Annotated in this window: 23 protein-coding genes; 11 read left to right on the top strand and 12 right to left on the bottom strand. The window is 62.8% G+C overall.

Going from position 1 to position 21,674, the window contains the following annotated elements:
- Positions 1–163: 163 nt before the first annotated feature.
- The 7 genes from NKK47_RS30760 to NKK47_RS30730 form a co-directional block, all read right to left on the bottom strand.
- The gene (locus NKK47_RS30760) at positions 164–1,186 is read right to left on the bottom strand and encodes a LacI family DNA-binding transcriptional regulator (protein ID WP_023674039.1); all 1,023 of its coding nucleotides are present in this window, start codon (positions 1,184–1,186) and stop codon (positions 164–166) included.
- A 59-nt stretch (positions 1,187–1,245) separates the two neighbouring features.
- Complete coding sequence (locus NKK47_RS30755) at positions 1,246–2,040, bottom strand: ATP-binding cassette domain-containing protein (protein WP_352569415.1); 795 nt, start codon at positions 2,038–2,040, stop codon at positions 1,246–1,248.
- A 3-nt stretch (positions 2,041–2,043) separates the two neighbouring features.
- A complete protein-coding gene (locus tag NKK47_RS30750) occupies positions 2,044–3,030 on the bottom strand; it encodes an ABC transporter permease (protein WP_352579431.1) in 987 nt (328 codons plus the stop codon).
- Positions 3,031–3,137: 107 nt separating this feature from the next.
- Positions 3,138–4,070, bottom strand: a complete 933-nt coding sequence (locus NKK47_RS30745) for a substrate-binding domain-containing protein (RefSeq protein ID WP_352579430.1) — start codon at positions 4,068–4,070, stop codon at positions 3,138–3,140.
- 250 nt (positions 4,071–4,320) lie between these two features.
- Positions 4,321–5,115 carry an SDR family oxidoreductase gene (locus NKK47_RS30740; protein WP_352579429.1) on the bottom strand — a complete coding sequence of 265 codons (795 nt, stop codon included), beginning with the start codon at positions 5,113–5,115 and terminating at the stop codon, positions 4,321–4,323.
- A 78-nt stretch (positions 5,116–5,193) separates the two neighbouring features.
- Complete coding sequence (locus tag NKK47_RS30735; protein ID WP_352452558.1) at positions 5,194–6,351, bottom strand: fumarylacetoacetate hydrolase family protein; 1,158 nt, start codon at positions 6,349–6,351, stop codon at positions 5,194–5,196.
- A complete protein-coding gene (locus NKK47_RS30730; protein ID WP_352579428.1) occupies positions 6,348–6,758 on the bottom strand; it encodes a hypothetical protein in 411 nt (136 codons plus the stop codon). The genes NKK47_RS30735 and NKK47_RS30730 overlap by 4 nt, the downstream gene beginning before the upstream one ends.
- Between NKK47_RS30730 and NKK47_RS30725 the strand changes: the two genes are divergently transcribed.
- The 7 genes from NKK47_RS30725 to NKK47_RS30695 all read left to right on the top strand — a co-directional run bounded on the left by NKK47_RS30725 (position 6,646) and on the right by NKK47_RS30695 (position 14,183).
- On the top strand, positions 6,646–7,929 hold the full coding sequence (locus NKK47_RS30725; protein WP_502905089.1) for an NAD(P)/FAD-dependent oxidoreductase: 1,284 nt from the start codon (positions 6,646–6,648) through the stop codon (positions 7,927–7,929). The two genes, NKK47_RS30730 and NKK47_RS30725, sit on opposite strands and share 113 nt — an antisense overlap.
- Positions 7,930–8,014: 85 nt before the next feature.
- Positions 8,015–8,902: an ABC transporter permease gene (locus NKK47_RS30720; RefSeq protein ID WP_352579426.1), complete on the top strand. Its 888-nt coding sequence runs from the start codon at positions 8,015–8,017 to the stop codon at positions 8,900–8,902.
- On the top strand, positions 8,899–9,777 hold the full coding sequence (locus tag NKK47_RS30715; protein WP_352579425.1) for an ABC transporter permease: 879 nt from the start codon (positions 8,899–8,901) through the stop codon (positions 9,775–9,777). Before NKK47_RS30720 ends, NKK47_RS30715 begins: the two co-directional genes overlap by 4 nt.
- Complete coding sequence (locus NKK47_RS30710) at positions 9,762–10,832, top strand: ABC transporter substrate-binding protein (protein WP_352579424.1); 1,071 nt, start codon at positions 9,762–9,764, stop codon at positions 10,830–10,832. Before NKK47_RS30715 ends, NKK47_RS30710 begins: the two co-directional genes overlap by 16 nt.
- A 205-nt stretch (positions 10,833–11,037) precedes the next feature.
- Positions 11,038–11,646 carry a cupin domain-containing protein gene (locus tag NKK47_RS30705; RefSeq protein ID WP_023674050.1) on the top strand — a complete coding sequence of 203 codons (609 nt, stop codon included), beginning with the start codon at positions 11,038–11,040 and terminating at the stop codon, positions 11,644–11,646.
- Complete coding sequence (locus NKK47_RS30700; protein ID WP_352579423.1) at positions 11,636–12,721, top strand: ABC transporter ATP-binding protein; 1,086 nt, start codon at positions 11,636–11,638, stop codon at positions 12,719–12,721. The genes NKK47_RS30705 and NKK47_RS30700 overlap by 11 nt, the downstream gene beginning before the upstream one ends.
- Positions 12,722–12,755: 34 nt before the next feature.
- Complete coding sequence (locus tag NKK47_RS30695) at positions 12,756–14,183, top strand: aldehyde dehydrogenase family protein (protein WP_352579422.1); 1,428 nt, start codon at positions 12,756–12,758, stop codon at positions 14,181–14,183.
- A gap of 127 nt (positions 14,184–14,310) precedes the next feature.
- Here NKK47_RS30695 and NKK47_RS30690 read toward each other — a convergent pair whose 3' ends face one another.
- Positions 14,311–14,790, bottom strand: a complete 480-nt coding sequence (locus NKK47_RS30690) for an SRPBCC family protein (RefSeq protein ID WP_352579421.1) — start codon at positions 14,788–14,790, stop codon at positions 14,311–14,313.
- On the bottom strand, positions 14,787–15,137 hold the full coding sequence (locus NKK47_RS30685; protein ID WP_292659938.1) for an ArsR/SmtB family transcription factor: 351 nt from the start codon (positions 15,135–15,137) through the stop codon (positions 14,787–14,789). The genes NKK47_RS30690 and NKK47_RS30685 overlap by 4 nt, the downstream gene beginning before the upstream one ends.
- A 154-nt stretch (positions 15,138–15,291) precedes the next feature.
- Here NKK47_RS30685 and NKK47_RS30680 point away from each other — a divergent pair, with 154 nt between their 5' ends.
- On the top strand, positions 15,292–15,642 hold the full coding sequence (locus tag NKK47_RS30680) for an ArsC family reductase (protein WP_352579420.1): 351 nt from the start codon (positions 15,292–15,294) through the stop codon (positions 15,640–15,642).
- A gap of 270 nt (positions 15,643–15,912) precedes the next feature.
- On the opposite strand, the gene NKK47_RS30675 is transcribed toward NKK47_RS30680, so the two are convergent.
- The 3 genes from NKK47_RS30675 to NKK47_RS30665 all read right to left on the bottom strand — a co-directional run bounded on the left by NKK47_RS30675 (position 15,913) and on the right by NKK47_RS30665 (position 18,578).
- Positions 15,913–16,269, bottom strand: a complete 357-nt coding sequence (locus NKK47_RS30675) for a DUF488 domain-containing protein (RefSeq protein WP_352579419.1) — start codon at positions 16,267–16,269, stop codon at positions 15,913–15,915.
- 57 nt (positions 16,270–16,326) lie between these two features.
- The gene (locus tag NKK47_RS30670) at positions 16,327–17,583 is read right to left on the bottom strand and encodes an aminopeptidase (protein WP_352579418.1); all 1,257 of its coding nucleotides are present in this window, start codon (positions 17,581–17,583) and stop codon (positions 16,327–16,329) included.
- A gap of 80 nt (positions 17,584–17,663) precedes the next feature.
- Entirely contained in the window at positions 17,664–18,578 is a 915-nt protein-coding gene (locus NKK47_RS30665) for a LysR substrate-binding domain-containing protein (protein WP_352579417.1), read from the bottom strand.
- Between the two features lie 97 nt (positions 18,579–18,675).
- Here NKK47_RS30665 and NKK47_RS30660 point away from each other — a divergent pair, with 97 nt between their 5' ends.
- The 3 genes from NKK47_RS30660 (at position 18,676) to sbmA (ending at position 21,549) form a co-directional block, all read left to right on the top strand.
- A complete protein-coding gene (locus NKK47_RS30660; RefSeq protein WP_352579416.1) occupies positions 18,676–18,879 on the top strand; it encodes a hypothetical protein in 204 nt (67 codons plus the stop codon).
- 122 nt (positions 18,880–19,001) lie between these two features.
- Positions 19,002–20,156: a YbfB/YjiJ family MFS transporter gene (locus NKK47_RS30655; RefSeq protein WP_352579415.1), complete on the top strand. Its 1,155-nt coding sequence runs from the start codon at positions 19,002–19,004 to the stop codon at positions 20,154–20,156.
- Between the two features lie 115 nt (positions 20,157–20,271).
- Positions 20,272–21,549, top strand: a complete 1,278-nt coding sequence (gene sbmA / locus NKK47_RS30650) for a peptide antibiotic transporter SbmA (RefSeq protein WP_031211034.1) — start codon at positions 20,272–20,274, stop codon at positions 21,547–21,549.
- The last annotated feature ends 125 nt before the right edge of the window (positions 21,550–21,674 follow it).

Genomic DNA, 21,674 nt, shown 5'->3' with positions numbered 1-21,674 from the left:
AGCGTCGGCATCGCATCTGGGAGGAGTAGATGGCCGACACCTGCGAAACTATCGATTGCCCAATGATTCGGCAACCACAAAAGTTGCATAGGTGATGTGCAGATTTGCGGTATCAACCGAATTTTAACGATCGAGGCCCGAGCGACCATCGCCTCGCGCGACATCACTGCACCGGGACATTTTCCTTGAAGATCAGGCGCGGCTCGATGAATTTCCGCGTCAGATAGGGCGCCGACGAGGCGATCGAGCCGAGCAGGCGAATGACCGACTGTTCGGCGATCAGCCGCGCATTCTGGTCGATGACGACGTCGAGCAGATCGTCGACGAGATAGCCGCGCGTCTCGCGCGTCAGATCATGGCAGATGAACACCGGCTTCGTCTGCGGCCTGACTTCGAGCAATGCTTTTGCCACGCCCGAGCGCCCGGCGCCGATACAATAGATGCCGAGCAGCTCCGGCTCGTTGTGCAGCGCCTTCATGGTCGCGGTATAACTGACCTCCGGCTCATCGTTGATCTCCACGGCGCTGGTGACGGTTAGGTTGGGGAACTCCTCGCCGAGCACGGAGCGAAAGCCCATCTCGCGTTCCTCGTGGCCGCGGTAGGAGCGTGAACCGACGACCATCGCCAGATGGCCCTGGCGGCCGCCGAGGAACCGTCCCATCAGCAGCGCCGCGGTGCGGCCGGCCACCCGGTTGTCGATACCGACATAGGCCGAGCGGGGCGCGCCGGGAACATCGGACACCAGTGTGACCAGGCGGATGCCGGCCTCGACGATCTCGCGCAAGATGTTGCGCGTTCTCGGATGATCGATGGCGATGACGCCGACGCCGTTCGCCTTGAGCGAGAGGTTTTCGACGGCCGCCTGCAAGGCGCTCGGCGAGATGCCGGCGAGCTTGTGGATGCGGCAGGAGGCGACCAGCGGCAGGCGCGCCGCATAATCCTCGATGTGTCTGGCCAGATCGGCCATGAAGGCATTGCTGCCGATCGGCAGGAAGAATTCGAGATGCGCCGGCCGCGAGGGCAACGCGACCTGGTCGACGACCGGCAGATAGCCGAGCTGCTTGGCCGCCTCCATCACGCGCTGCCGGTTGGCGGCACTGGCTCCCGCCCGGTTGTTGAGCACACGGTCGACCGTCGCGGTCGACAGGCCGCAGCTCCTGGCAATATCCGAAACGGTGGCTTTCATGTCGCAACCATGTGGCGATGCGATCCAGTGCCTCGACGATCAGGCCGACCCCCGGCTGCTCAGCTGGGCCGTTGCGTGCCCTCGACCAGCGCGTCATGGATCTCCTTGTCCGACATGCCGGTGATGACGCGTTCGACTTCGGCGACGCTGGTCTTCTTCGGGTCGATATCGTCGGCAACCACCTTGCCGCGGCGCATGACGACGATGCGGTCGACCACCTGGAAGACATGATGGATGTTGTGGGCGATGAAGATGCAGGAATGGCCGGAATCGCGGGCACTGCGCACGAAGCTCAGCACGCCTTGCGTTTCGGCGACGCCGAGATTGTTGGTCGGCTCGTCGAGGATGATGAGATCGCTGTCGAAATGCATGGCGCGCGCAATCGCCACCGCCTGCCGCTCGCCGCCGGAGAGCGAGCCGATCGGCGTCGTCGGCGGGATGTTCTTCGAGATGCCGACCTGCTTGAGCAGGTCACGGGCAACCACGTTCATTGCCTCCTGGTCCATGCGGTTGAGGAAACGCGGCGGCTTGATCGGCTCGCGTCCGAGGAACAGGTTGCGGGCGATCGACAGCTGCGTCACCAGCGCCGAGTCCTGGTAGATCGTCTCGATGCCATGGGCGATGGCGTCGCTGGTACTGCGCAAATTCACCTTCTTGCCGCGGATGAAGATGTCGCCGCTGGTCAGCGGGACCGCGCCCGAAAGCACCTTGATCAGCGTCGACTTGCCGGCGCCGTTGTCGCCGAGCAGTCCGACGATCTCTCTTTCGTTGACATGGAAATTGGCATCAACCAGCGCCTGCACGCGCCCATAGGACTTGCGGATATTTTCCATGCGGACAAGCGGTTCGGCCATGGTTCAAGTCCCTGCCTGATGCCGGCGTTCCAGCCATGAATGGAGCGCCATCATGCCGAGGATGATGGCGCCGATGAAAATATTATAGGCAAGGCCCGGCACACCGATCAGCACGATGCCGTTGCGCATCACGCGCAGGATCAGGATACCGAGCACCGTGCCGATGATTGTGCCGCGCCCGCCGGTCAGCGCCGTGCCGCCGATCACCACCATGGCGATGACTTCGAGCTCGTAGCCGGTGCCGCTGTTGGGGTTGGCCGCAGAGGTGCGCAGCGAGGAGATGACGCCGGCAAGCGAGGCCAGGATCGACGACAGGATGAACAGGCCGATCTTGACGCCGCTGACATTGACGCCGCGCGCCCTTGCAGCACTCGGGTTGCCGCCGGCCGCCTGGATCCAGTTGCCTGTCCGGCTCTGCGTCAGAACGTAGCCGAGCGCGATTGCGGCGGCGATGAACCAGAACAGCGACATGTAGATACGGAACGGCCCGATGAAGAAATCGCCGACCAGCGCTTCCGCCAGCCAGCTGCCCTCGGCGCTCCAGGTCCGCTGCGGAAACCCGTTGGTGACGAACAAAGCGGTGCCGCGCACCACCAGCAGCATGCCCAGCGTCACCAGGAAGGACGGGATCTTGAGCTGCGTCACGAACCAGCCATTGACCAGTCCAATGAACGCAGCGACCACCAGCGCAACGACGAAGGCGGCTTCCAGCGAGGCGACGCCGCTGTTGAACAACGTCCACATCAGGACCGGCGAGAAGCCGAACACCGAGCCGACCGAGAGGTCGAATTCGCCTGATGTCATCAACAGCGTCATCGCCAGCGCGATCAGCCCGAGCTCGACCGTGAAGGCCAGCGTGTTCGAGATGTTTTGCGGCGACAGGAAGTCGTGGTTGATGCCCCAGAACACGGCGATCTCGACGACGAGCAGCACAAACGGCCCGAACTCGGGCCGCGCGATCGAGCGTTGGATAACAGAACGATTTTCCACCTTGGACCCGCGATAGGATTGAATTTGGCCGCGACCGCAACCGGCTTCGGCGGAATGATGAGAAGGTCACGGCCGCCGAAGCGGCCGTGACCAACTCGATCGCGGATTTATTTGCCGGACAGGATCTTGTCGTAGACTGCCGCGGTGTCCTTCTCGTAGAGCGCGCCGGTGATCACGTCGAAGCCGGGCGGAATACCGCTCGCCGCCATGTTGGCGAGCGACAGCGCGACGTAGCTGGTCGCCTGCGGATCCTGCCACTGCGCGGCATTGACGTAGCCGTTCAGCACTTCCTGGGTGGTGTCGAGCGAGTTGCCCCAGCCGACGACCGGGATTTCGCCCGGCTTGACGCCGACCTGGTCGAACACCCGCTTGATCGAACCCGTGACAAGGTCGCCGAGGCCGATAACCGCCTTGACCTTGGCCCTGTTGGCGGTGAGGTAATCGACCATGCGGTTGATCACTTCGGCCTGGTCGAGCGTCGCTTCGGTGATTTCATAGGTGATGCCGAGCGGCTCGAACACGCTCTTGATGCCTTCCTCTTCCTGGACGCCATAGGTGGCGCCGGGAATCTCGACCGGCATCCAGACGAAGTCGCCCTTCTTCACAAGGCCCTTGTCGACCAGATACTGCGCCCAATGTTTGCCGAAGGTGACGTTGTCGCCGCCGACATAGGCGTTGAAGTCCGCCTTCGGGTCGGGCGTGTTGAAGTTGATGATCGGGATGTTCGCCGCCCGCGCTTCCTTGGCGATCTCGACAAGGCTGCCCGGATCAGGGCTGGTCGTGGTGATGCCGTCGGCCTTGGCGGAAATCGCGGCGCGAACAGCCTCCTGCTGCGACGCCACGTCGCCATTGTGGAACGACGTGTTGACGGTGTTGCCGGTGTCCGTCGCCCATTGCTTGGCCCCGGCAAGGAAGTAGGTCCAGACCGGATCGGCCGGGCCGCCATGCGAAATCCAGTAGAACGTCTTGGCCTGTGCCGCGGCCGGAATGGCCAGCGCCACCACCAAGCCAAGTACAAGCAGTCTTAGCCTCGTCAGCATTTGATTTCCTCCCATTTGAACCGAACTCCTCCTCCGACGACGATCGCGGCCAAAAACCGTGCGCGGCCAAAGCCGTGATCGCATTTGCCAGCGTCGACCTGGGCGCATTAGAGCATTCCCTTTTTCGATCGATGGCAAGCCTCGATTGCCAATGGACGTTGGCGCAAGGCACCGCGCCATCAGCAATCCCATCAGATTGCATCAGTTTGGCTGATATTTTCCAGGCGGCCGACGATCGGCCTTGCGACCGTCATGCAATCCCGCGCGGCGGCGCGCCGAGCACGTATTGCTCTAGGTCGATAAGCGTCCCGGTCATCAGCCCGGAGGCGTCGCTGAGCAGGAACAGCGTTAGCTGGGCGACTTCGTCCATGGTCAGCAATCGACCAAGCGGCAGGCCGGCGGCGGCAATCTTTGCCCAGTTTTCGCCCTTGCCCAGCCTGCGCGCCTGCATCTCTTGTTCGGCCGGCGTCGCTACCCAGCCCATGTTGATGCCGTTGACGCGGATGCGATCGGAAAGATGCGCGTTGGCAATGTTTCTGGTCAGCGTCGAAAGCGCGCCCTTGGTTGCGGAATAGATGGCAAGGTCCGGCGCACCGCAATGCGCATTCACCGACAGTATGTTGACGATGGCGCCCGCCGCCCGCCGTGTCTTCATGTCGGCTACGGCCGCCTGCATGAGGAAGAACGGCGCGCGCGCATTGACGGAAAACAACCTGTCCCAGACGTCGATTGTGCCAGTTTCCAGCGAGGCCCGGTCGGTGAGGGCCGCGGCGTTCACCAGACAATCGATGCGGCCGAGTCTTTTGATCGCTTCCGCCATGACAGCTGCAGGCGCGGCCGGATCTCCAAGGTCGGCCTGGATGAAGACGACGGGCCGGCTTGGTCGTGAAAGCTCTTCAGCGATGCGTCTGCCACGCTCGGCGTTGCGGCCGACAATGGCGATCCCTTCGCCGCCGTCGGCTGAGGCCAGCCGGGCGATGGTCTCGCCAAGCCCTTGCGTTCCGCCGGTAACGACAAGGGTCTTGCCCTCAAGAGCGACGATCAATGGACTCTCCCGAATGCCGACGAGCAGGTAATTTCCAATCAGAGAATTCTAGAATCTATCGGATGTCAGGCTGGGGGACTAGATGAGGTCGGCCCTGGCGAGGTCGCGCATCAGATGGCTGGCGCCGTAGGTCCAGTGTGGGCAGTCGGGCGACAGCCGCACGCGGTTGACCAAGGCGCCGAATTTCTCCGACGATATGGTGACGATGTCGCCGACCTTGTGGGTAAAGCCCTTGCCTGTTTCGCCGCGATCCTTCGACGGCACGAACATCGTGCCGAGATAGAGCGCCAGCCCATCCGGGTATTGGTGATGTGGCCCCATGGCGGCGGCGACCAACTCTTCCGGCGAGCGGCTGATCTCGGCCATCGAACTGGCGCCCTCCAGCGAGAATCCATCCTCGCCTTCGACTTTCAACCGTACGATCGCCTGCTTCACGTCGCCGATGGAAAACGTCTCGTCGAACAGCCGGATAAAGGGGCCAAGTGCTGCCGAGGCGTTGTTGTCCTTGGCTTTGCCGAGCAGCAGCGCCGAGCGCCCCTCGACGTCGCGCAGATTGACGTCGTTGCCGATCGTCGCCCCGACAATCCTGCCGCTGCTGGCGGCAATCATGGCGATCTCCGGCTCCGGATTGTTCCATGTCGAAACCGGATGCAGGCCGACATCGGCGCCGAAGCCGACCGAGGCCATCGGCTGGCACTTGGTGAAGATCTCGGCATCGGGGCCGATGCCGACTTCCAGATATTGCGACCAGGCGCCGCGCGCAATCAGCTTGGCCTTGATCTCCATCGCTTCCGGCGAGCCGGGCTTGAGCTTCGACAGATCGTGGCCGATCAGCCCGGCGATGTCGGCGCGAATGGCGTCGGCCTTTTCCGCCGAACCGCGCGCCTGCTCCTCGATCACCCGTTCGAGCAGGCTGACGACAAAGGTGACGCCAGACGCTTTGATCGCCTGCAGGTCGACGGGGGATAGCAGGTACGGTTTCCCCGGATCGCGCGCTGTCTCGAAACTGTTGGCGGCAATGGCATCGAGCGGGCCGATCGGCCGCCCCTTGGCCGAGCGGACGTGCCCCGCCGGATCCGGCAATTCGCAAACGTCGCGCACGGTCGGTGCCACATTTGACGTGATGTCGAAGACCGTGCCGTCACGCACCGTGACCACCAGCGGATGGGAAGCATCGCTCGCCCGGGCGCGGCCCACGAAGAGGCCTTCGGCGGGCAAATGTGTGGCGTTCGTCATGGCTTACATTTCCTGTTGTGCAGTCTGTTCAGTTCGTTGTCGTCGACCATGGTCACACTTCCCCGGCTGAACGCATCAGCGTCTTCAGCTTGTCCTTCGGCCGCGGCACTTTCAACAAATTCCCGCCAAAGGTCTATCCCGCTTGCAGGGCGAGCTTTGTCAATTCTTTCAAGCGGTCTTCGCATCGCTGGACCTTGATCGAGCCTGACGTGCGCCAACGGCGACGGAAAACGCTCTTTCAAAATAATGAAACCGTCGCTAGGGTTTTCACCTACTGAAATCTTCAGGTGACGCTTGCTCTTACGGTTTTCCGATCCAATCTGGCAGAAGCCGCGGACAGCCACCGCGTTCCAGTCGCTTTTTCCCGCCGGCCAATGCGTCGATGTCGTTATCGTCGGCGGCGGCATTCTGGGTCTGTCAACGGCCTTGCACGCTGCCCGGCTCGGCCTTGCCGTCCAGGTGCTGGAGGCCGGCGAAATTGGCAATGGCGCATCCGGCCTGAACGGCGGTCAGGTCATTCCCGGCCTGAAATACGATCCGGACTGGCTGCTGGAGCATTTTGGTCTCGAACGCGGCGAAGCGCTCGTCAACTTTGCCGCCTCGACCGCTGACACCGTCTTCGAATTGATCCGCGACGAAAGACTGGCGGTGCCGTTCGTCCGCAATGGCTGGATCCAGGCCGCGCATACCGAGACCGCGCTGAAAGCGGCGGCGAACCGGGATCGGCAGTGGCGCGCGCGCGGCGCCGATGTCCGGCTGCTGAGCGGGACGGAGATCGCGACGATGACCGGCGCGCAAGGCTATCTCGGCGGCTGGCTCGATCGCCGCGCCGGTGTCATCGATCCGCTCGCCTACACGTCGGAACTGGCGCGCGTCGCTGCAGCGGCGGGCGTAAAGATCGCCGAGCGCCAGAACGTGATGCAGATCAGCAAGAATGCTGGCATTTGGCACGTTTCTACGGAAAGCGGCGCCGAACTCAAGGCCAAGGCGATTGTCCTGGCGACCAACGCCTATACCGGCGGCCTGCTTCCCGGCCTCACCGAGACGATCGTCCCGCTGCATTCCTTCCAGATCGCGACAGCACCGCTATCGTCCAATCTCGCGGCGGCTATCCTGCCGGAAGGGCAGGCAGTGTCGGATTCGCGCCGCATCCTCGTCTATTATCGCAAGAGTGCCGACGGCCGGCTGGTGCTCGGCGGGCGCGGCCGCATGGCTTTGCCGAACGGCCCGGCCGACTGGGCGCATCTGGAGCGCGCGCTGCTGCGGCTTTATCCGGCGCTGTCAGACATTGCCATTGAAAAGCGGTGGTTCGGCCGGGTGGCAATGACGCCGGACCATCTCCCGCATATCCACGAGCCAGAGAAGGGTCTGCTGGCGGTCGTCGGTTGCCAGGGCCGCGGCATCGGACTGATGACCGCGCTTGGCGAGCGCATCGCCTCCTATCTGTCGAGCGGCGACACCAGGCAATTGCCGTTCCCGGTTTCGCCGATCCGGCCGATCCCGTTTCATGCGTTTCGGCAGGTCGGCGTTGCCGCGACGATCGCCTGGTACCGGATGCTGGACGCCTTCGAACGCTGACGTTCATTCCCAAGCATGAAACAGCTTGACAGCTTCATGAATATGAAAAAAGTTTGGTCAATTTCAAATTATGATGGGGTAGTCGATGTCGACCATCGCCGCAACGCAGCCGCTGCCGGAAACCCGGTCTTCGCCGGGTTTTCGCTTCGCCATGCTGCTGCCCGGCGGGTTGGTCACCTTCTTGCTGATCCTTTTCGCCCTCGGCCTGGTGTTCTTTCTCGCCTTTCGCGGCAATGACGGCTCGCTGCTGGGGGCTGGTTTCACCCTTGCGAATTTCGTCACTGTGGCAACCGATCCGCTGTACTGGACGGTGACGCTGCGCTCGCTGAGCATCGCCGGCCTGGTGACGCTGGCAACCGTCGTCACGGCCTATCCTGTCGCCTACTATCTGGCCTTTCATGGCGGGCGGCGGCGCGGGCTGCTGCTGTTCCTGCTGACCCTGCCGTTCTGGACCAGCTATCTGCTGCGCGTCTTCGCCTGGAAGATCGTGCTTGCCTATAATGGCGTGCTCAACTCGGCGTTGATCGAAAGCGGCATCTGGTCGGAGCCGACATTGGCCTTCCTTAATACGCCGGCAGCGGTCGTCGTCACGCTCGCCCACGCTTATGCGCCGTTCGCCATCCTGCCCATCTATGTGGCGCTGGACACCATCCCGAAATCGCTGCTCGAAGCCGCTTCCGATCTCGGCGCAAAACCATTCACCAGCTTCCGCCGCATCGTGCTGCCCAATTCGATGCCGGGCGTGCTGGCGGCCGCTCTCGTCGTCTTCGTGCCGACCGTCGGCGATTATGTGACGCCGGCGCTGGTCGGCGGCCCTGCCAGTACAATGATCGGCACACTGATCCAGGCCGAGTTCGGCAAGGCCAATGACTGGCCGTTCGGCGCCGCACTCGCCGTCGCCGTCATGCTGGTCATTCTCGCCGTGGTGCTGGTGGTGCGCTTCGCCGACCGGCGATACGGCAGCCGCACATGAACACCGCGCGCCTGGACGCAAAGCAAGGCGGCGGCTGGCTCGGAGCCTACGTCCTTGCCTATCTGGTGTTCCTGTATCTGCCGATATTGCTGATCCCACTGTTTTCATTCAACAATTCGATCCAGGCGGCATTTCCGCTGCAAGGCTTCACGCTTGAGTGGTACGGCACACTTTACGGCAATTCGGCGCTGTCCGGTGCGCTTGCCACCAGCCTCGTCATCGGCGCCATTGCCGCCACCGGCGCAACACTCTGCGGCATCACCGTGTCCTATATGGACCTCTACGGCCGCTCGCCGCTGGCCGCCACGATCAGTGCCATTGCGCGGCTGCCGATCCTGATCCCCGGCGTCATCGTCGGCATCTCGCTGTTGATCCTGGTCAATCTCGCCGGTTTCGGGCCGTCGCGCATTGCCATTGTGCTCGGCCATGTATTGGTGGCGCTGCCGACGACGGTGGTGGTCATGCGCAGCCGCTTCGCCGCCATCCCGAAGACCATCCGCGAGGCAGCGCTCGACCTCGGCGCCTCGGACTGGACGACCTTCAGACGGGTGATGCTGCCGCTCAGCCTGCCCGCCATTATTTCGGCGTTCATGCTGGCCTTCCTGACCTCGTTCGACGAGTTCATCGTCGCCTTCTTCCTTGCCGGCACCGAGCCGACGCTGCCGCTTTATATCTGGAGCCAACTGCGCTTCCCGAAATCGCTGCCGACCGTCATGGCGCTCGGCACGGCGATCCTGGCCGTGTCGTTCGTTATCGCCGCACTCGCCGAAATCCTGCGCCATCGCGGGCTTGCCGCCACCCGGCGGCCAGCGCCCGCCAGCCTGTCAAAACCAGAAGAAACCGAAAGAGGAGAACTGCAATGGCATTCGACTTGAAATCGATAACGGCAAAGACAGCGAAAACCGGACTGGCCGCCTTCGCGCTGGCGCTTGCGTCGACTGTCGCCTTTGCCGGCGACAAGCTGCAATATTTCACCTGGTCGGGTTACGAGCTGCCCGACTTCAACAAGAGCTTCCTCGCCGCGCACCCTGATGGCGTCGAAGCCGCGACGTTCGGCGACGACGATGACGCCTTCACCAAGGTCAAGGCCGGCTTCCGCCCCGATGTCGCGCACCCTTGCTATGACAAGGTGGCGCGCTGGAACAAGGAAGGCCTGCTGCAGCCGATCGACACCAAGCGCATCAAGAACTGGGATTCGATCTTCCCGGTCTTCAAGAACCTGCCCGACCTGCAGGCCGGCGACGGCAAGGTCTGGATGGTGCCGTGGGACTGGGGCAATACCTCGATCCTCTACCGCACCGATCTGGTGAAGAACCCCGAAGCCAGCTGGAACCTGCTCTGGGACAAGCAATATGCCGGGCGCATGGCGACCATCGATGCCGTCCACGACACACCGGTGGTGGCGGCCCTTCTGGCCGGCGTCAATCCATTCGACATGACACCGGAACAGATGGACAAGGTGGCGGAAAAACTGCGCGAGCAGCGCCCGCTGCTCTCGAACTACACCACCGACATGACCTCGGTCGAACAGGCACTGGCGAGCGGCCAGCTGGTCGCGGCCATGACCTGGAACGCCTCGGCCACCTCGCTGAAGAAGCAGGGCGTGCCTGTAGAGTTCATGAAGCCGAAGGAAGGCATGCTGACCTGGGCTTGCGGTTTCGTCATGCTCAAGGACGCCAAGAACGTCGATCTTGCTTATGACTTCATCAACAGCCGGCTGGAAACGGATTCCGGAAAGTATCTGATCCAGGCCTACGGCTATGGCAGCTCGACCAGCTCGGCTTTCGCCGCCGTGCCAAAGGAGGAGTTGGAGAAACTGCAGCTGCCTTCCGATCCCGAGGTGATGCTGAAGACCACGATCTTCACCGGGCCGATGAAACAGAATGACGAACTCGCCAAGATGTTCGAGAAGGTCAAGGCAGGCGGCTGAGTTCGCTCTTCCTTCTCCCCTTGTGGGAGAAGGTGGATTGGCGCGCAGCGCCAAGACGGTTGAGGGGTGTTGGAAGGAATGAGGCGTTGGTGTTTTCTGGAACACCCCTCATCCGACCGAGCTTCGCTCGGCCACCTTCTCCCACAAGGGGGAGAAGGGAAGACCACGCGGCGCCGGCCAAAAATACTGTAACAAGGACGAACGAATGGACATGCTGGACGAAGCGGCTGAGAAGCCGAAGGACGACGCCGACGTCAGGGTCGGCCGGCGCGTGCGGGCGCTCAGGCTGGAGCGCAATCTCTCGCTGGCCGAACTAGCCGCCAAAGCCGGTGTCTCGATAGGTGCGCTAAGCCAGATCGAGCGCGGCATGTCGTCATTGCGGGTCCGCGTGATCTGGCCGCTTGCCGCCGCCCTCGATATAGAGCCGTCGGCGCTGATCGCCGACGGCAATGATGTCGGCAACGATCTTTATTGTGTGCGCGCCAACAGCCGGCGGCAGATCCCGGTCAAGTCGGAAGGCATCGCCAAGGCGCTGCTGTCGCCGCCGGCCGCCACGCTGACCGGCATGCTGGTGACCGTGGAAGCGGGTGGCGGCACCGCCGAAGCCTACGCTCATGCCGGCCATGAATTCGGCTTCGTCCTGTCCGGCGAGGTCGAGCTGGTGGTCGATTCGACCAGATACGGGCTGAAGGCCGGCGACAGCTTCGCCTTCAAGAGCACGTTGCTGCATGCCTTCCGCAATCCGGGCAGCGAGCGCTGCCAGATCCTGTGGGTCAACACCACCAAACCGTCCGAGGTTCGCGATGGCGCCTGATCCGCTCGTCCGGCTGGACAAGGTCTCCAAGATTTTCCCCGGCGGCATCATCGGGCTCGACGCCGTCGATCTCGATATTTCGCGCGGCGAGTTCCTGACCCTGCTCGGACCGTCCGGCTGCGGCAAGACCACCAGCCTGCGGGTCATCGCCGGCTTCGAGAGCCCGTCGAACGGCAGGGTCCTGCTCGAAGGCCGCGACATCACAGCGCTCAGGCCCTTCGGCCGTCCCGTCAATACCGTGTTCCAGGACTACGCGCTGTTCCCACACATGAACGTTGCCGAAAATGTCGGCTTCGGCCTGTCGCTGCGCAAGCTCTCCGGTGCCGAACAGGCAAGGCGCGTCGGCGCAGCGCTCGACATGGTCGGCCTTGCCGAGAAGCTCGGCGCCCGCGTGTCGGAATTGTCGGGTGGCCAGCGCCAGCGCGTCGCGCTTGCCCGCGCCATCGTCTGCGAACCGCGTGTGCTGCTGCTCGACGAGCCGCTGTCGGCGCTCGATGCGCATCTGCGCGAACAGATGCAGGTCGAACTGAAGCGACTGCAGTCGCGGCTTGGCACCACTTTCGTCATGGTCACGCACGACCAGACCGAGGCGCTGTCGATCTCAGACCGCATTGTCGTCATGAACAAGGGCCGCATAGAGCAGATTGCGCCGCCGGCGACCCTTTACGATCGACCCGCCACCAAATTCGTCGCCAGCTTCATCGGCACCATGAACCTTCTGCAGTCGCGCTTTGTCGGCCGTGACGGCGAGCGCTTGCGGTTCATCGCCGGCGCTCTGCCGCTGGAAGCGATTTCGGATAAAGGCGAGCTGCCTGGCGAGGGCACGGTGCGCACCATTGGCGTGCGTCCGGAGGACCTTTTGGCCACGACCGAGGCGGCGGCCGGTACTGCACCGGTGCGGGTGAACAGCATCGTCTTTCACGGCCGCACCTTGCGCCTTCATGCAGAGTTGGGGCAGGGGACACAGGTGGTGATCGACGCGCCGCGCCGGACAGAGGGTTTTCAATTCAGCGTCGGCGACGTGGCGCATATCAGCCTGCGCCGTGGTGCCAACTGCCCTATGCTGCCTAGCTAGTCTCACTCATTTCCAGAAAACCGGAGCACGGCCCATGAGCAATCATCTCAATTTTTTCATCGGCGGCAAATGGGTCGGCCCCGTGGTTCCGGCAACGCTGGATGTGATCGATCCGTCCACTGAAGAGGCCTACACCAAAATCTCGGTCGGCTCGAAAGCCGATGTCGACAAGGCCGTGGCTGCAGCCAAGGCGGCATTCCCGGCCTTTTCGCAAACGACCAAGGCCGAGCGCCTGAAGCTGCTGAAGCGTATCCTCGAAGTCTACAATGAGCGCTACGAGGACATCGCCCAGGCGGTCAGCCAGGAAATGGGCGCGCCGATCAGGTGGGCGCGCGAGGCGCAGGCCTGGGCGGGCAGGGCGCATATGGAAGCCACTATCAAGGCGCTGGAGGATTACGAATTCAGCGAGAAGCGCGGCACCACCATGGTGGTCAAGGAGCCGATCGGCGTCTGCGCGCTGATTACACCGTGGAACTGGCCGCTCAACCAGATAGTCTGCAAGGTGGCGCCGGCCATCGCCGCCGGCTGCACCGTCATTTTAAAGCCTTCCGAAATCGCGCCGATCAGCGGCATCATCTTTTCCGAGGTGATGGACGCCGCCGGCACGCCGAAGGGCGTCTACAATATGGTGAATGGCACTGGTCCGGATGTCGGCCAGGTCATGGCTGGCCATCCCGACGTAGACATGGTCTCGTTCACCGGGTCGACCCGGGCCGGCATCATCGTCGCCAACACGGCGGCCGAGACCGTCAAGCGCGTCGCGCAGGAGCTCGGCGGCAAATCGGCCAACATCGTGCTGCCCGACGCAGACTTCGAGACGGCGGTGCGCAAGGGTGTCAACGCCTGCTTCGGCAATAGCGGCCAGTCCTGCGATGCGCCGACCCGCATGCTGGTGCCGGCCGCCCGTCACGACGAGGCGCTGACGATCGCCAGGAAGGCCGCCGAAGCGCACAAGGTCGGCGACCCGCGCTCGGAGGAGACCAAGCTCGGGCCGGTGGTCAGCAACATCCAGTTCGACAAGATCCAGCGGTTGATCGAGGCAGGTATCGCCGAGGGTGCGACGCTGGTCACCGGCGGCCCCGGCCGGCCGGAGCACCTCAACCGTGGCTACTATGTGCGGCCGACCGTTTTCGGCCACGTCACGCCCGGCATGACCATCGAGAAGGAGGAGATCTTCGGGCCGGTTCTGTCGGTCATCTCCTACGATGACGATGATGATGCGGTGAAGATCGCCAACGACACCGTCTATGGCCTGGCTGCCTATGTGCAGTCCGGGGATATCGACCACGCCCGCAAGATTGCCAGCCGCCTGCGTGCCGGCCAGGTCTCGATCAACTATCCGGAATGGGACACGTTCGCGCCCTTCGGCGGCTACAAGCAGTCCGGCAACGGCCGCGAATACGCCGACTGGGCCATCCACGACTTCCTCGAGATCAAGGGCATCATCGGCTACGGCGCCTGAGCCTTCGACATCTGGCATTGCGCCAACCGTCGAAATTTGTTCCGAGCGTTGGTGCCTCGGCACCGGCGTTCGGCTGAACGGCCACAACGATTGCGTGGCCGCAATGTGAGTGCGAAGCAGGGTCGCCTCAGATCGTCTTGAGATAGCCGGCCAACTGATCCGCCACCGTGCCCCAGCCGTCGTAGAAGCCCATCTCCTCGTGGCTGTTGCGCGTGGCTTCGTCGCGGTGGATGGCGGTGGCGGTGTAGCGCGTCGTCTCGCCATGCGATTGCAGCGCTATGACGGCTGTGATGAATGGGTCGCCTGACGGCCGGTAGCCTGGCAGCAGCGCATCGGTCCACACCAGCCGCTCGTCCTGGACGATCTCGAGGTAGCAGCAACGCCTGTCGTTGACCTCCTTGCCGTCGGGCGACTGCATGCGGGTGCGGAACAGGCCGCCGGGCCGCAGGTCGATCTCGCAATCGGTGATGATCCACGGCTTCGGCGTGAACCATTGGCTGACATGCTCGGGTCTCGTCAGGGCCATCCACAGCAGTTTTCGCGGCGCCTCGATCGTCCGTTCGAGCACGAGGTCGAGCTTCGGATCGAACAACGGCACCATATTCATCTGTCTTTCTCCTTGAGTTTCAGCACGTAATCGTCGAACTGGTCGAGACGGCGCTCCCACAGCGCACGCTGCTCGGCCAGCCAGTTTTCCGCGAGCTTCAACGGCTCCGGCGCGAGCCGATAGGTCCTGACGCGGCCGGCCTTTTCCGAATGCACCAGCCCGCAGCCTTCCAGAACCCTGAGGTGCTCGATGAAGGATGGCAGGGCCATCTCGAACGGCTGGGCAAGCTCGCTGACCGAGGCGGGGCTTCGGTTCAGTCGCTCGACCACGCGTCGCCGGGTCGGATCGGCGAGCGCCCGGAAAATGCCGTCGATCGGCGGGGGGCTTTCGGTCTGCAGGCCCGTCATGGTCGTTTCCTTGCCTCAAATTAGCTCGGGAAATAGTTCGGAAGATTCCTTACTATTGGCAAGCGCGAAAATCGCGGAGCCCGGCGAGGCCGCTGGAAAACCGAGAGGCGCGGCTTTAGGGTGCCATCAGATTCGACTGGTCCGAGGACGCGTTTTGACGATCACCATGTACGGCATCACCAATTGCGATACGGTCAAGAAGGCGCGTTCCTGGCTGGCGAGTCACGATGTTGCCTATCGCTTTCACGACTACAGGGCAGACGGGCTTGACGCGGATCGGCTGAACGGCTGGTCAGGCAAGGTCGGCTGGGAAATCCTGCTCAACAAGGCGAGCACAACGTTCCGTGAACTGTCGGACGAGGACAGACTGGGCCTGGACGAGAAGAAGGCCAAGGCGCTGATGCTGGCCAAACCGACGATGATCAAGCGTCCGGTGCTGGAACTTGGCGATCGCATACTGGTTGGCTTCAAGCCGGACGTTTATCAGCAGGCGATGGGTGGTTGAACCCGGTGCAGCGGGACGGCGAGGTTTCGCGGCTTCGTTCCAGCTTGGGTTCCTCGCCCCCACGAAAGTGGGGGAGAGGTGGCTCGGCGAAGCCGAGACGGAGAGGGGGAGCACTCTACGAAAGCCCCCTCTCCGACCGCTTCGCGGCCACCTCTCCCCCGCTTCGCGGGGGCGAGGAACCCAGGTCTTGAGAGGTCGGAGGGAAGCACCCCTCTGGCCGTCGCTACGGCTTTCGCCAATCTCCAAAGTCACAGGACGCAGGCTCGCGCTTCAGTCCGTCCCACGCAAATAGCTCGCCAGCGCCACCGCATTATTGTGCGCCTCGTCATGGGCGCCGTAGAGCAGCGTCACCTTGCCCTCACGGAGCAAGGCGCGCAGTTCCGCCACCGCCTCGCCGTTCCGGTCGAGCTCATCGCGGTATCGCCGCTGGAACTCCGCCCAGCGCGCCGGCTCATGGCCGAACCATTTGCGCGACCCAGTGCTTGGCGCGATGTCCTTTAGCCATAGCGTCAGCGCCGCGTCCTCTTTGCGGACGCCGTGAGGCCATATGCGGTCGACGAGCACCCGCTGCCCGTCATCGGGCGCCGGCGGCTCATAGATGCGCTTTACCGCGAGCTCCATTGCCAACTCCGCACGGGCCAGCAGGCGCCGCTGCTTGCTGGCCTTCGTTTAGAGATCCCGGGCCTAAACCCACTCGCCCTTGCGCATCACCGGCACGCGGCTGCCGTCCTTATGGACGCCGTCTATGTCGATCTTGTCCGAGCCGATCATCCAGTCGATGTGGATGAAACTCTTGTTGCCGCCGCGCGCCGCGATCTCGTCCTGGCCGAGCGAGGCGCCGTCGACGAAGCACTTCGAGTAGCACTGGCCGAGCGCGATGTGGCAGGCGGCATTCTCGTCGAACAGCGTGTTGAAAAACAGCAGCCCGCTCTTGGCGATCGGCGAGGAATGCGGCACCAGCGCCACCTCGCCGAGACGGCGCGAGCCTTCGTCGGTATCGAGCACCTTTTGCAGCACATCCTCGCCCTTCGTGGCCTTGGCCTCGACAATGCGGCCCGCCTCGAAACGCACCGCAATGCCGTCGATCAGCGTGCCCTGGTAGGACAGCGGCTTGGTGCTGGTGACATGGCCTTCGACGCGCCTTGCATGCGGCGTGGTGAAAACCTCTTCGGTCGGGATGTTGGGGTTGCAAGTGATGCCGTTCTTGGCGGTCGAGGCGCCGCCCATCCACTCGTGCCCGTCGGCCAGCCCGACGGTCAGGTCGGTGTCGGGGCCGGTGAAATGCAGCGCGTGGAAATTGTGGCCGTTCAGCCATTCGGTGCGGCTCTTCAACGCCGCATTGTGCGCCGTCCAGTTGCCGATCGGGTCTTCGACATCCACCCGCGAGGCGGCAAAGATGGCGTCGGCAAGCTTGGCCACGGCGACGTCTTCGGCGTCGTCCGGGAATACCTGCTTGGCCCAGGCCTGATCGGGATAGGCGACGATGTTCCAGTTGATGTCGAAGCCGGTGATCTTCTCCAGCGCCGGCTGGTAGGCCATCGAATTCGCCTTGTTGGCACGCGCTACCTTTGTCGGGTCCTGCGCCGAAAGCAGCGACGGGTCCTCGCCGCGCACGGCAAGTCTCGCCGCATTGTTGGCGAAGGCTTTCGCCATGCCTTCATAGAGCCACCCGGCGGCGCGGTCGAAGCCGGCATCGGCGCCGTAGCGGAAGCGCGCGAGCGTGATCTCGTCGTCGTTGAAGATCGGCGTCACAAGGCCCGCACCTGCCTTGTAGGCGTGCTCGACGATCCGCCGCGTCAAAGGCAGCGCTGCAATAGACGAGGTCAGCACCAGATCCTGCCCCGGTTGCAATTGCAGCCCGACCTTGACGGCGACCTCCGCCAGCCTGTCGAGCTTCACCGGGTCGATGGTTGCGGAAACGCCGCGCGAATGTGTGGTCATGATCCTGCCTGCCGTGATTGGGGACTGTTTCTTACATAGACCGGCGCTACCGACCTTTCCACCGTGATGTGCTGGCAGGCTCAGCTGGCGCTCTCGAGCGACCTGAACTGCGCCATCGTCGCCTCGATCTCTTCGCGCACCCAGATCTTGAAATCCCTGACCTTACGGCTTTCGTTCTTGCTGGCCGAGGTCACCAGCCAATAGCCGAGCCCGCTCTGCGCCCGTACGCCAAACGGCGCGACAAGCCGGCCGTCGGCCAGTGCGTCGGCGGCCAGCAACTGCCAGCCGAGCATGACGCCGTGACCGGCAATCGCCGATTCCAGGCACAGCATCGGATCGGTGAAGCGCGCGCCCTTCATGAAGGTGACCGGCTTCACCCCGGCCGCTTCGAACCAGCTCTCCCAACTGATCATCGATCTTTCGTCGGTGATCGCACAGGTCAAAGCAAGGTCCTCGATCGATTTCAGCTTGCTGGCGATCACCGGTGCACAGACCGGAAACACCTCCTGCGCCAGCAGCAATTCGGCGCGCCCGCCCGGCCATTTGCCGTCGCCGAGCCGAATGGCGACGTCGATGTCCGAACGATCGAGATCGGCAAGCCGCACCGAGGCATCGATGCGCAGGAGCACGTTCGGATGCCGGGCGAAATGCCGCGACAGCCGCGGCAGCAGCCATTTCGAGGCGAACGCCGGCGCCACCGAAACCACCAGCGTGCATTCCGAGCTTTCGTCGGCAAGCGCCACCGCCTGCGCGAGTTCGCGAAACCCTGCGCCGAGCCGCGCGGTAAAGACGGTGCCGAATTCCGTCGCCACCAGGCCAGCTGGCGTTCGTTCGAACAGCGCGCGGCCGAGTTGTTTTTCTGTTCGGTTGATCTGCTGGCTGACGGCGCTGACCGAGACGTTGAGCTCGCTGGCCGCCGCCGCAAGCGAGCCCAGGCGGGCGACGGCCTCGACGGCGCGCAAGCCGTTGAGATGGACACGGTTCAGCATAGCCATACAGTTTTTCTAAACTGGAGCGGCGGAAATCTCAATTGCCAGGCGCTGCCGAACGGCGGATTCTAAGTAGGTTACGCAGAGTGAGGAGGCAAATCCGATGAAGATTTTATCATGGCTCGGCGCCTTTTCCCCGATCGGGGCGCAGCCACACCGGGATGACAGCGAGGCCATCAATTGGGTGACCGATCCGCTGGCGCATCCGCTCCTCGATACCATGTCGGAGCGCGAACTCGCCGACATGCCATTCAGGCTGACCGCGCGTCGCACTCGCTACGAGACGGCCTCGACCTGCTGCGGCTGAGTTCCTGAACGAGGATCGTGCTTGGCACCTCAGGCGAGCCAGCCGCCGACGCGGCTGCGAACACTTCTGGCCCAATAAAAGGTGGATTGTCTCACCGGCAGGCGCACCTATGGTGCACCGCGATGAACATCGCTTCGCCTTTGCGCCTGGCAATCGCCGGCATGATTGCCCTGGCCGTCGCCATGGGCATCGGCCGTTTCGTCTATACGCCGATCCTGCCCGGCATGATGGAAGAGCTTCGCCTGTCGCCGGCCGATGCAGGCTGGATCGCATCGGCCAATTATCTCGGCTATCTCGTCGGCGCGCTTGCCGCCACCGGCGGCTGGGCGCAAGGCCGCGAGCGCCAGCTGATGCTGGCCGGCCTTGCCGCCACCGCGATCCTCGCCGGCCTGATGGGCCTGAGCGGCACGATGGCCGCGTTTCTCGTCATCCGTTTTCTTGCCGGCCTCGCCAGCGCCTTTGTCCTGGTCTTCATGACCAGCATCGTTTTCGGTCATCTCGCCGCGGCCGGGCGAAACGACCTGCAGGCGCTGTACTTCGGCGGTGTCGGCCTCGGCATCGCGGCGTCCTCGGCGCTGTTGGCAGTCCTCGTCACCGAACATGCCGGCTGGGCGGCGGGCTGGCTGTGGTCCGCGGTGATTTCGACCTGCGGCTTTGCCGCCGTCGCCTTGCTGGCCGGCGGCACCTCGGCCGCGAACAGCACCACCGGGAGCGAGCCGGCACTGCCGAAAGACCGGTCGCTGGTGAAGATCATCGTCGCCTACGGCCTGTTCGGCTTCGGCTACATCGTCACGGCAACGTTCCTGGTCGCCATCGTCCGCCAGGGCGGCGGCGGCCGCGTCTTCGAGGCCGTGGTCTGGATGGTCACCGGACTTGCCGGTTTCCCATCGGTCTGGCTGTGGCAGAAGCTTACGGCCAGGATCGGGCTCTATGCCACCTATGCTCTGGGGTGCCTGGTCGAGGTGGTCGGCGTCAGCGCCAGTGTCGTCATGGGCGGGCGCACCGGGCCGCTGCTCGGCGGCCTTCTTGTCGGCGGCACCTTCATAGCCATCACCGCGCTTGGCCTGCAGGCCGGCAGGCAGCTTGCTCCGCAAGCACCACGCCAGATGCTGGCGATCATGACCGCCGCCTTCGGCCTTGGCCAGATCATCGGCCCGATCGTCGCCGGGCTGCTTGCCGAAGCCTCGGGTAACTTTTTCCTCGCCTCGATCGTGGCCGCCGCCGTCCTGCTCGCTTCCGGCGCGATCGCCTGGTCGGCTGCGCCAAAATCGCCATGATTATGGTCTTGCTCGGTTGCGGGCATCGGGCACGGGCATTTTCTTTCCCACTAATGTGTGACTTTATGCCCGCTGAACCCCGCTGATTTGCGCATCGACCGAGGATTTTCCCACAGTGTTCGTATCCTTCTTCCCGCAGCCGAAGCTTTTCTTCTCTTCGGTAGCCGTCTGGAGCCTCGCGGCCGTTCTGTTTTGGTTTTTTGGAGGAGAGCAACTTGGAGCAGTGTTTGGACTGCCCCCGATGGCCGCCGGCGTCGACAAGATCATTGGCGTGTCGCTCTTTTGGTCGAAGCCATTTCTCTGGTTCTATATATATTTTGCGGCTGTCGTCCTCATCTTCTACGGCTTTTGGGCCTGGTACCGACCTCATCCATGGCGGAATTGGTCGATCCTTGGCACCTCACTGATTCTCTTTGTGATCTATTACCAGGTGCAGGTAAATGTCGCCTTCAATGACTGGTATGGCCCTTTCTACGATCTTATTCAGAAGGCTTTAGGCACACCGTACTCTACGACGCCGTGGGACTTCTATATCCAACTGCTGACAATTATGTGGATTGCGCTTCTGGCTGTGACCGTTGGTGCCCTCAACCGGTTTTTTGTAAGTCATTGGATATTTCGTTGGCGCACCGCAATGAACGAATACTACATGACCAACTGGGAAAGATTGAGGCGCATCGAAGGTGCGTCCCAGCGTGTTCAAGAAGACACGATGCGCTTCTCCAGCACGATGGAGGATCTGGGCGTAAGCTTAGTCGGGTCCATCATGACACTGATAGCGTTCCTTCCCGTGCTGCTGCATCTCTCTGAAAACGTCACGGAACTGCCGATTGTCGGCACGGTGCCTTACTCCCTGGTCGTTGTAGCAATCCTTTGGTCGGCCTTCGGAACTACTTTCTTGGCAGCGGTAGGAATCAAGCTACCGGGTCTCGAATTCCGCACCCAACGTGTCGAGGCAGCCTACCGCAAAGAATTGGTCTATGGTGAGGACGATGCAGATCGCGCCCAACCGCCAACTGTCGCTGACCTTTTTAGAAGTGTAAGAAGCATCTATTTTCGTAAATATTTCCACTACTTATATTTTAACGTCGCTAGAATATTCTATCTACAGATCGACAATATATTTCCATATATTGTTCTTGTTCCTACGATGGTCGCGGGAAAGATCAAGCTCGGCGCTCTGAACCAGATTCTCAACTCCTTTGAGCAGGTCCGATCTTCATTTCAGTATCTGGTCAATGCCTGGCCGACGGTCGTGGAACTGATCTCGATCTACAAGCGCCTGCGCGCCTTCGAGGCCACGCTCGAAGGCGAGCCGCTGCCGGAAATCGACCAGCGTTATCTCGAACGTGAGCAAGCCGGGTTGCGCCCTGAGGACCAGCCGGCAAGCTAAGACTGGCGGGCGGCGCGCGCGTGCGCGCAGCCCCCCCCCCCCGCGGTGCGTTAGGCCGGCCCCGCAAAAAAATAGTGTAAACAAATTGAGGAGGGAGGTTTTAAAAACCAGACCAGCCCCGCAAA

Origin of the sequence: Mesorhizobium sp. M0019, from assembly GCF_040323975.1 — a bacterium.
Lineage (GTDB): Bacteria > Pseudomonadota > Alphaproteobacteria > Rhizobiales > Rhizobiaceae > Mesorhizobium.
Note: the sequence above shows the minus strand (reverse complement) of the source record. Positions and strands in the feature narration are given on the sequence as shown.

Excerpts from the sequence above, each read along its gene's own strand:
- NKK47_RS30760 (WP_023674039.1), bottom strand. The coding sequence starts at position 1,186 with ATGAAAGCCACCGTTTCGGATATTGCCAGGAGCTGCGGCCTGTCGACC.
- NKK47_RS30755 (WP_352569415.1), bottom strand. The coding sequence starts at position 2,040 with ATGGCCGAACCGCTTGTCCGCATGGAAAATATCCGCAAGTCCTATGGG.
- NKK47_RS30745 (WP_352579430.1), bottom strand. The coding sequence starts at position 4,070 with ATGCTGACGAGGCTAAGACTGCTTGTACTTGGCTTGGTGGTGGCGCTG.
- NKK47_RS30735 (WP_352452558.1), bottom strand. The coding sequence starts at position 6,351 with ATGACGAACGCCACACATTTGCCCGCCGAAGGCCTCTTCGTGGGCCGC.
- NKK47_RS30730 (WP_352579428.1), bottom strand. The coding sequence starts at position 6,758 with ATGCCGCCGCCGACGATAACGACATCGACGCATTGGCCGGCGGGAAAA.
- NKK47_RS30720 (WP_352579426.1), top strand. The coding sequence starts at position 8,015 with ATGTCGACCATCGCCGCAACGCAGCCGCTGCCGGAAACCCGGTCTTCG.
- NKK47_RS30715 (WP_352579425.1), top strand. The coding sequence starts at position 8,899 with ATGAACACCGCGCGCCTGGACGCAAAGCAAGGCGGCGGCTGGCTCGGA.
- NKK47_RS30710 (WP_352579424.1), top strand. The coding sequence starts at position 9,762 with ATGGCATTCGACTTGAAATCGATAACGGCAAAGACAGCGAAAACCGGA.
- NKK47_RS30705 (WP_023674050.1), top strand. The coding sequence starts at position 11,038 with ATGGACATGCTGGACGAAGCGGCTGAGAAGCCGAAGGACGACGCCGAC.
- NKK47_RS30700 (WP_352579423.1), top strand. The coding sequence starts at position 11,636 with ATGGCGCCTGATCCGCTCGTCCGGCTGGACAAGGTCTCCAAGATTTTC.
- NKK47_RS30695 (WP_352579422.1), top strand. The coding sequence starts at position 12,756 with ATGAGCAATCATCTCAATTTTTTCATCGGCGGCAAATGGGTCGGCCCC.
- NKK47_RS30690 (WP_352579421.1), bottom strand. The coding sequence starts at position 14,790 with ATGAATATGGTGCCGTTGTTCGATCCGAAGCTCGACCTCGTGCTCGAA.
- NKK47_RS30685 (WP_292659938.1), bottom strand. The coding sequence starts at position 15,137 with ATGACGGGCCTGCAGACCGAAAGCCCCCCGCCGATCGACGGCATTTTC.
- NKK47_RS30670 (WP_352579418.1), bottom strand. The coding sequence starts at position 17,583 with ATGACCACACATTCGCGCGGCGTTTCCGCAACCATCGACCCGGTGAAG.
- NKK47_RS30665 (WP_352579417.1), bottom strand. The coding sequence starts at position 18,578 with ATGGCTATGCTGAACCGTGTCCATCTCAACGGCTTGCGCGCCGTCGAG.
- NKK47_RS30660 (WP_352579416.1), top strand. The coding sequence starts at position 18,676 with ATGAAGATTTTATCATGGCTCGGCGCCTTTTCCCCGATCGGGGCGCAG.
- NKK47_RS30655 (WP_352579415.1), top strand. The coding sequence starts at position 19,002 with ATGAACATCGCTTCGCCTTTGCGCCTGGCAATCGCCGGCATGATTGCC.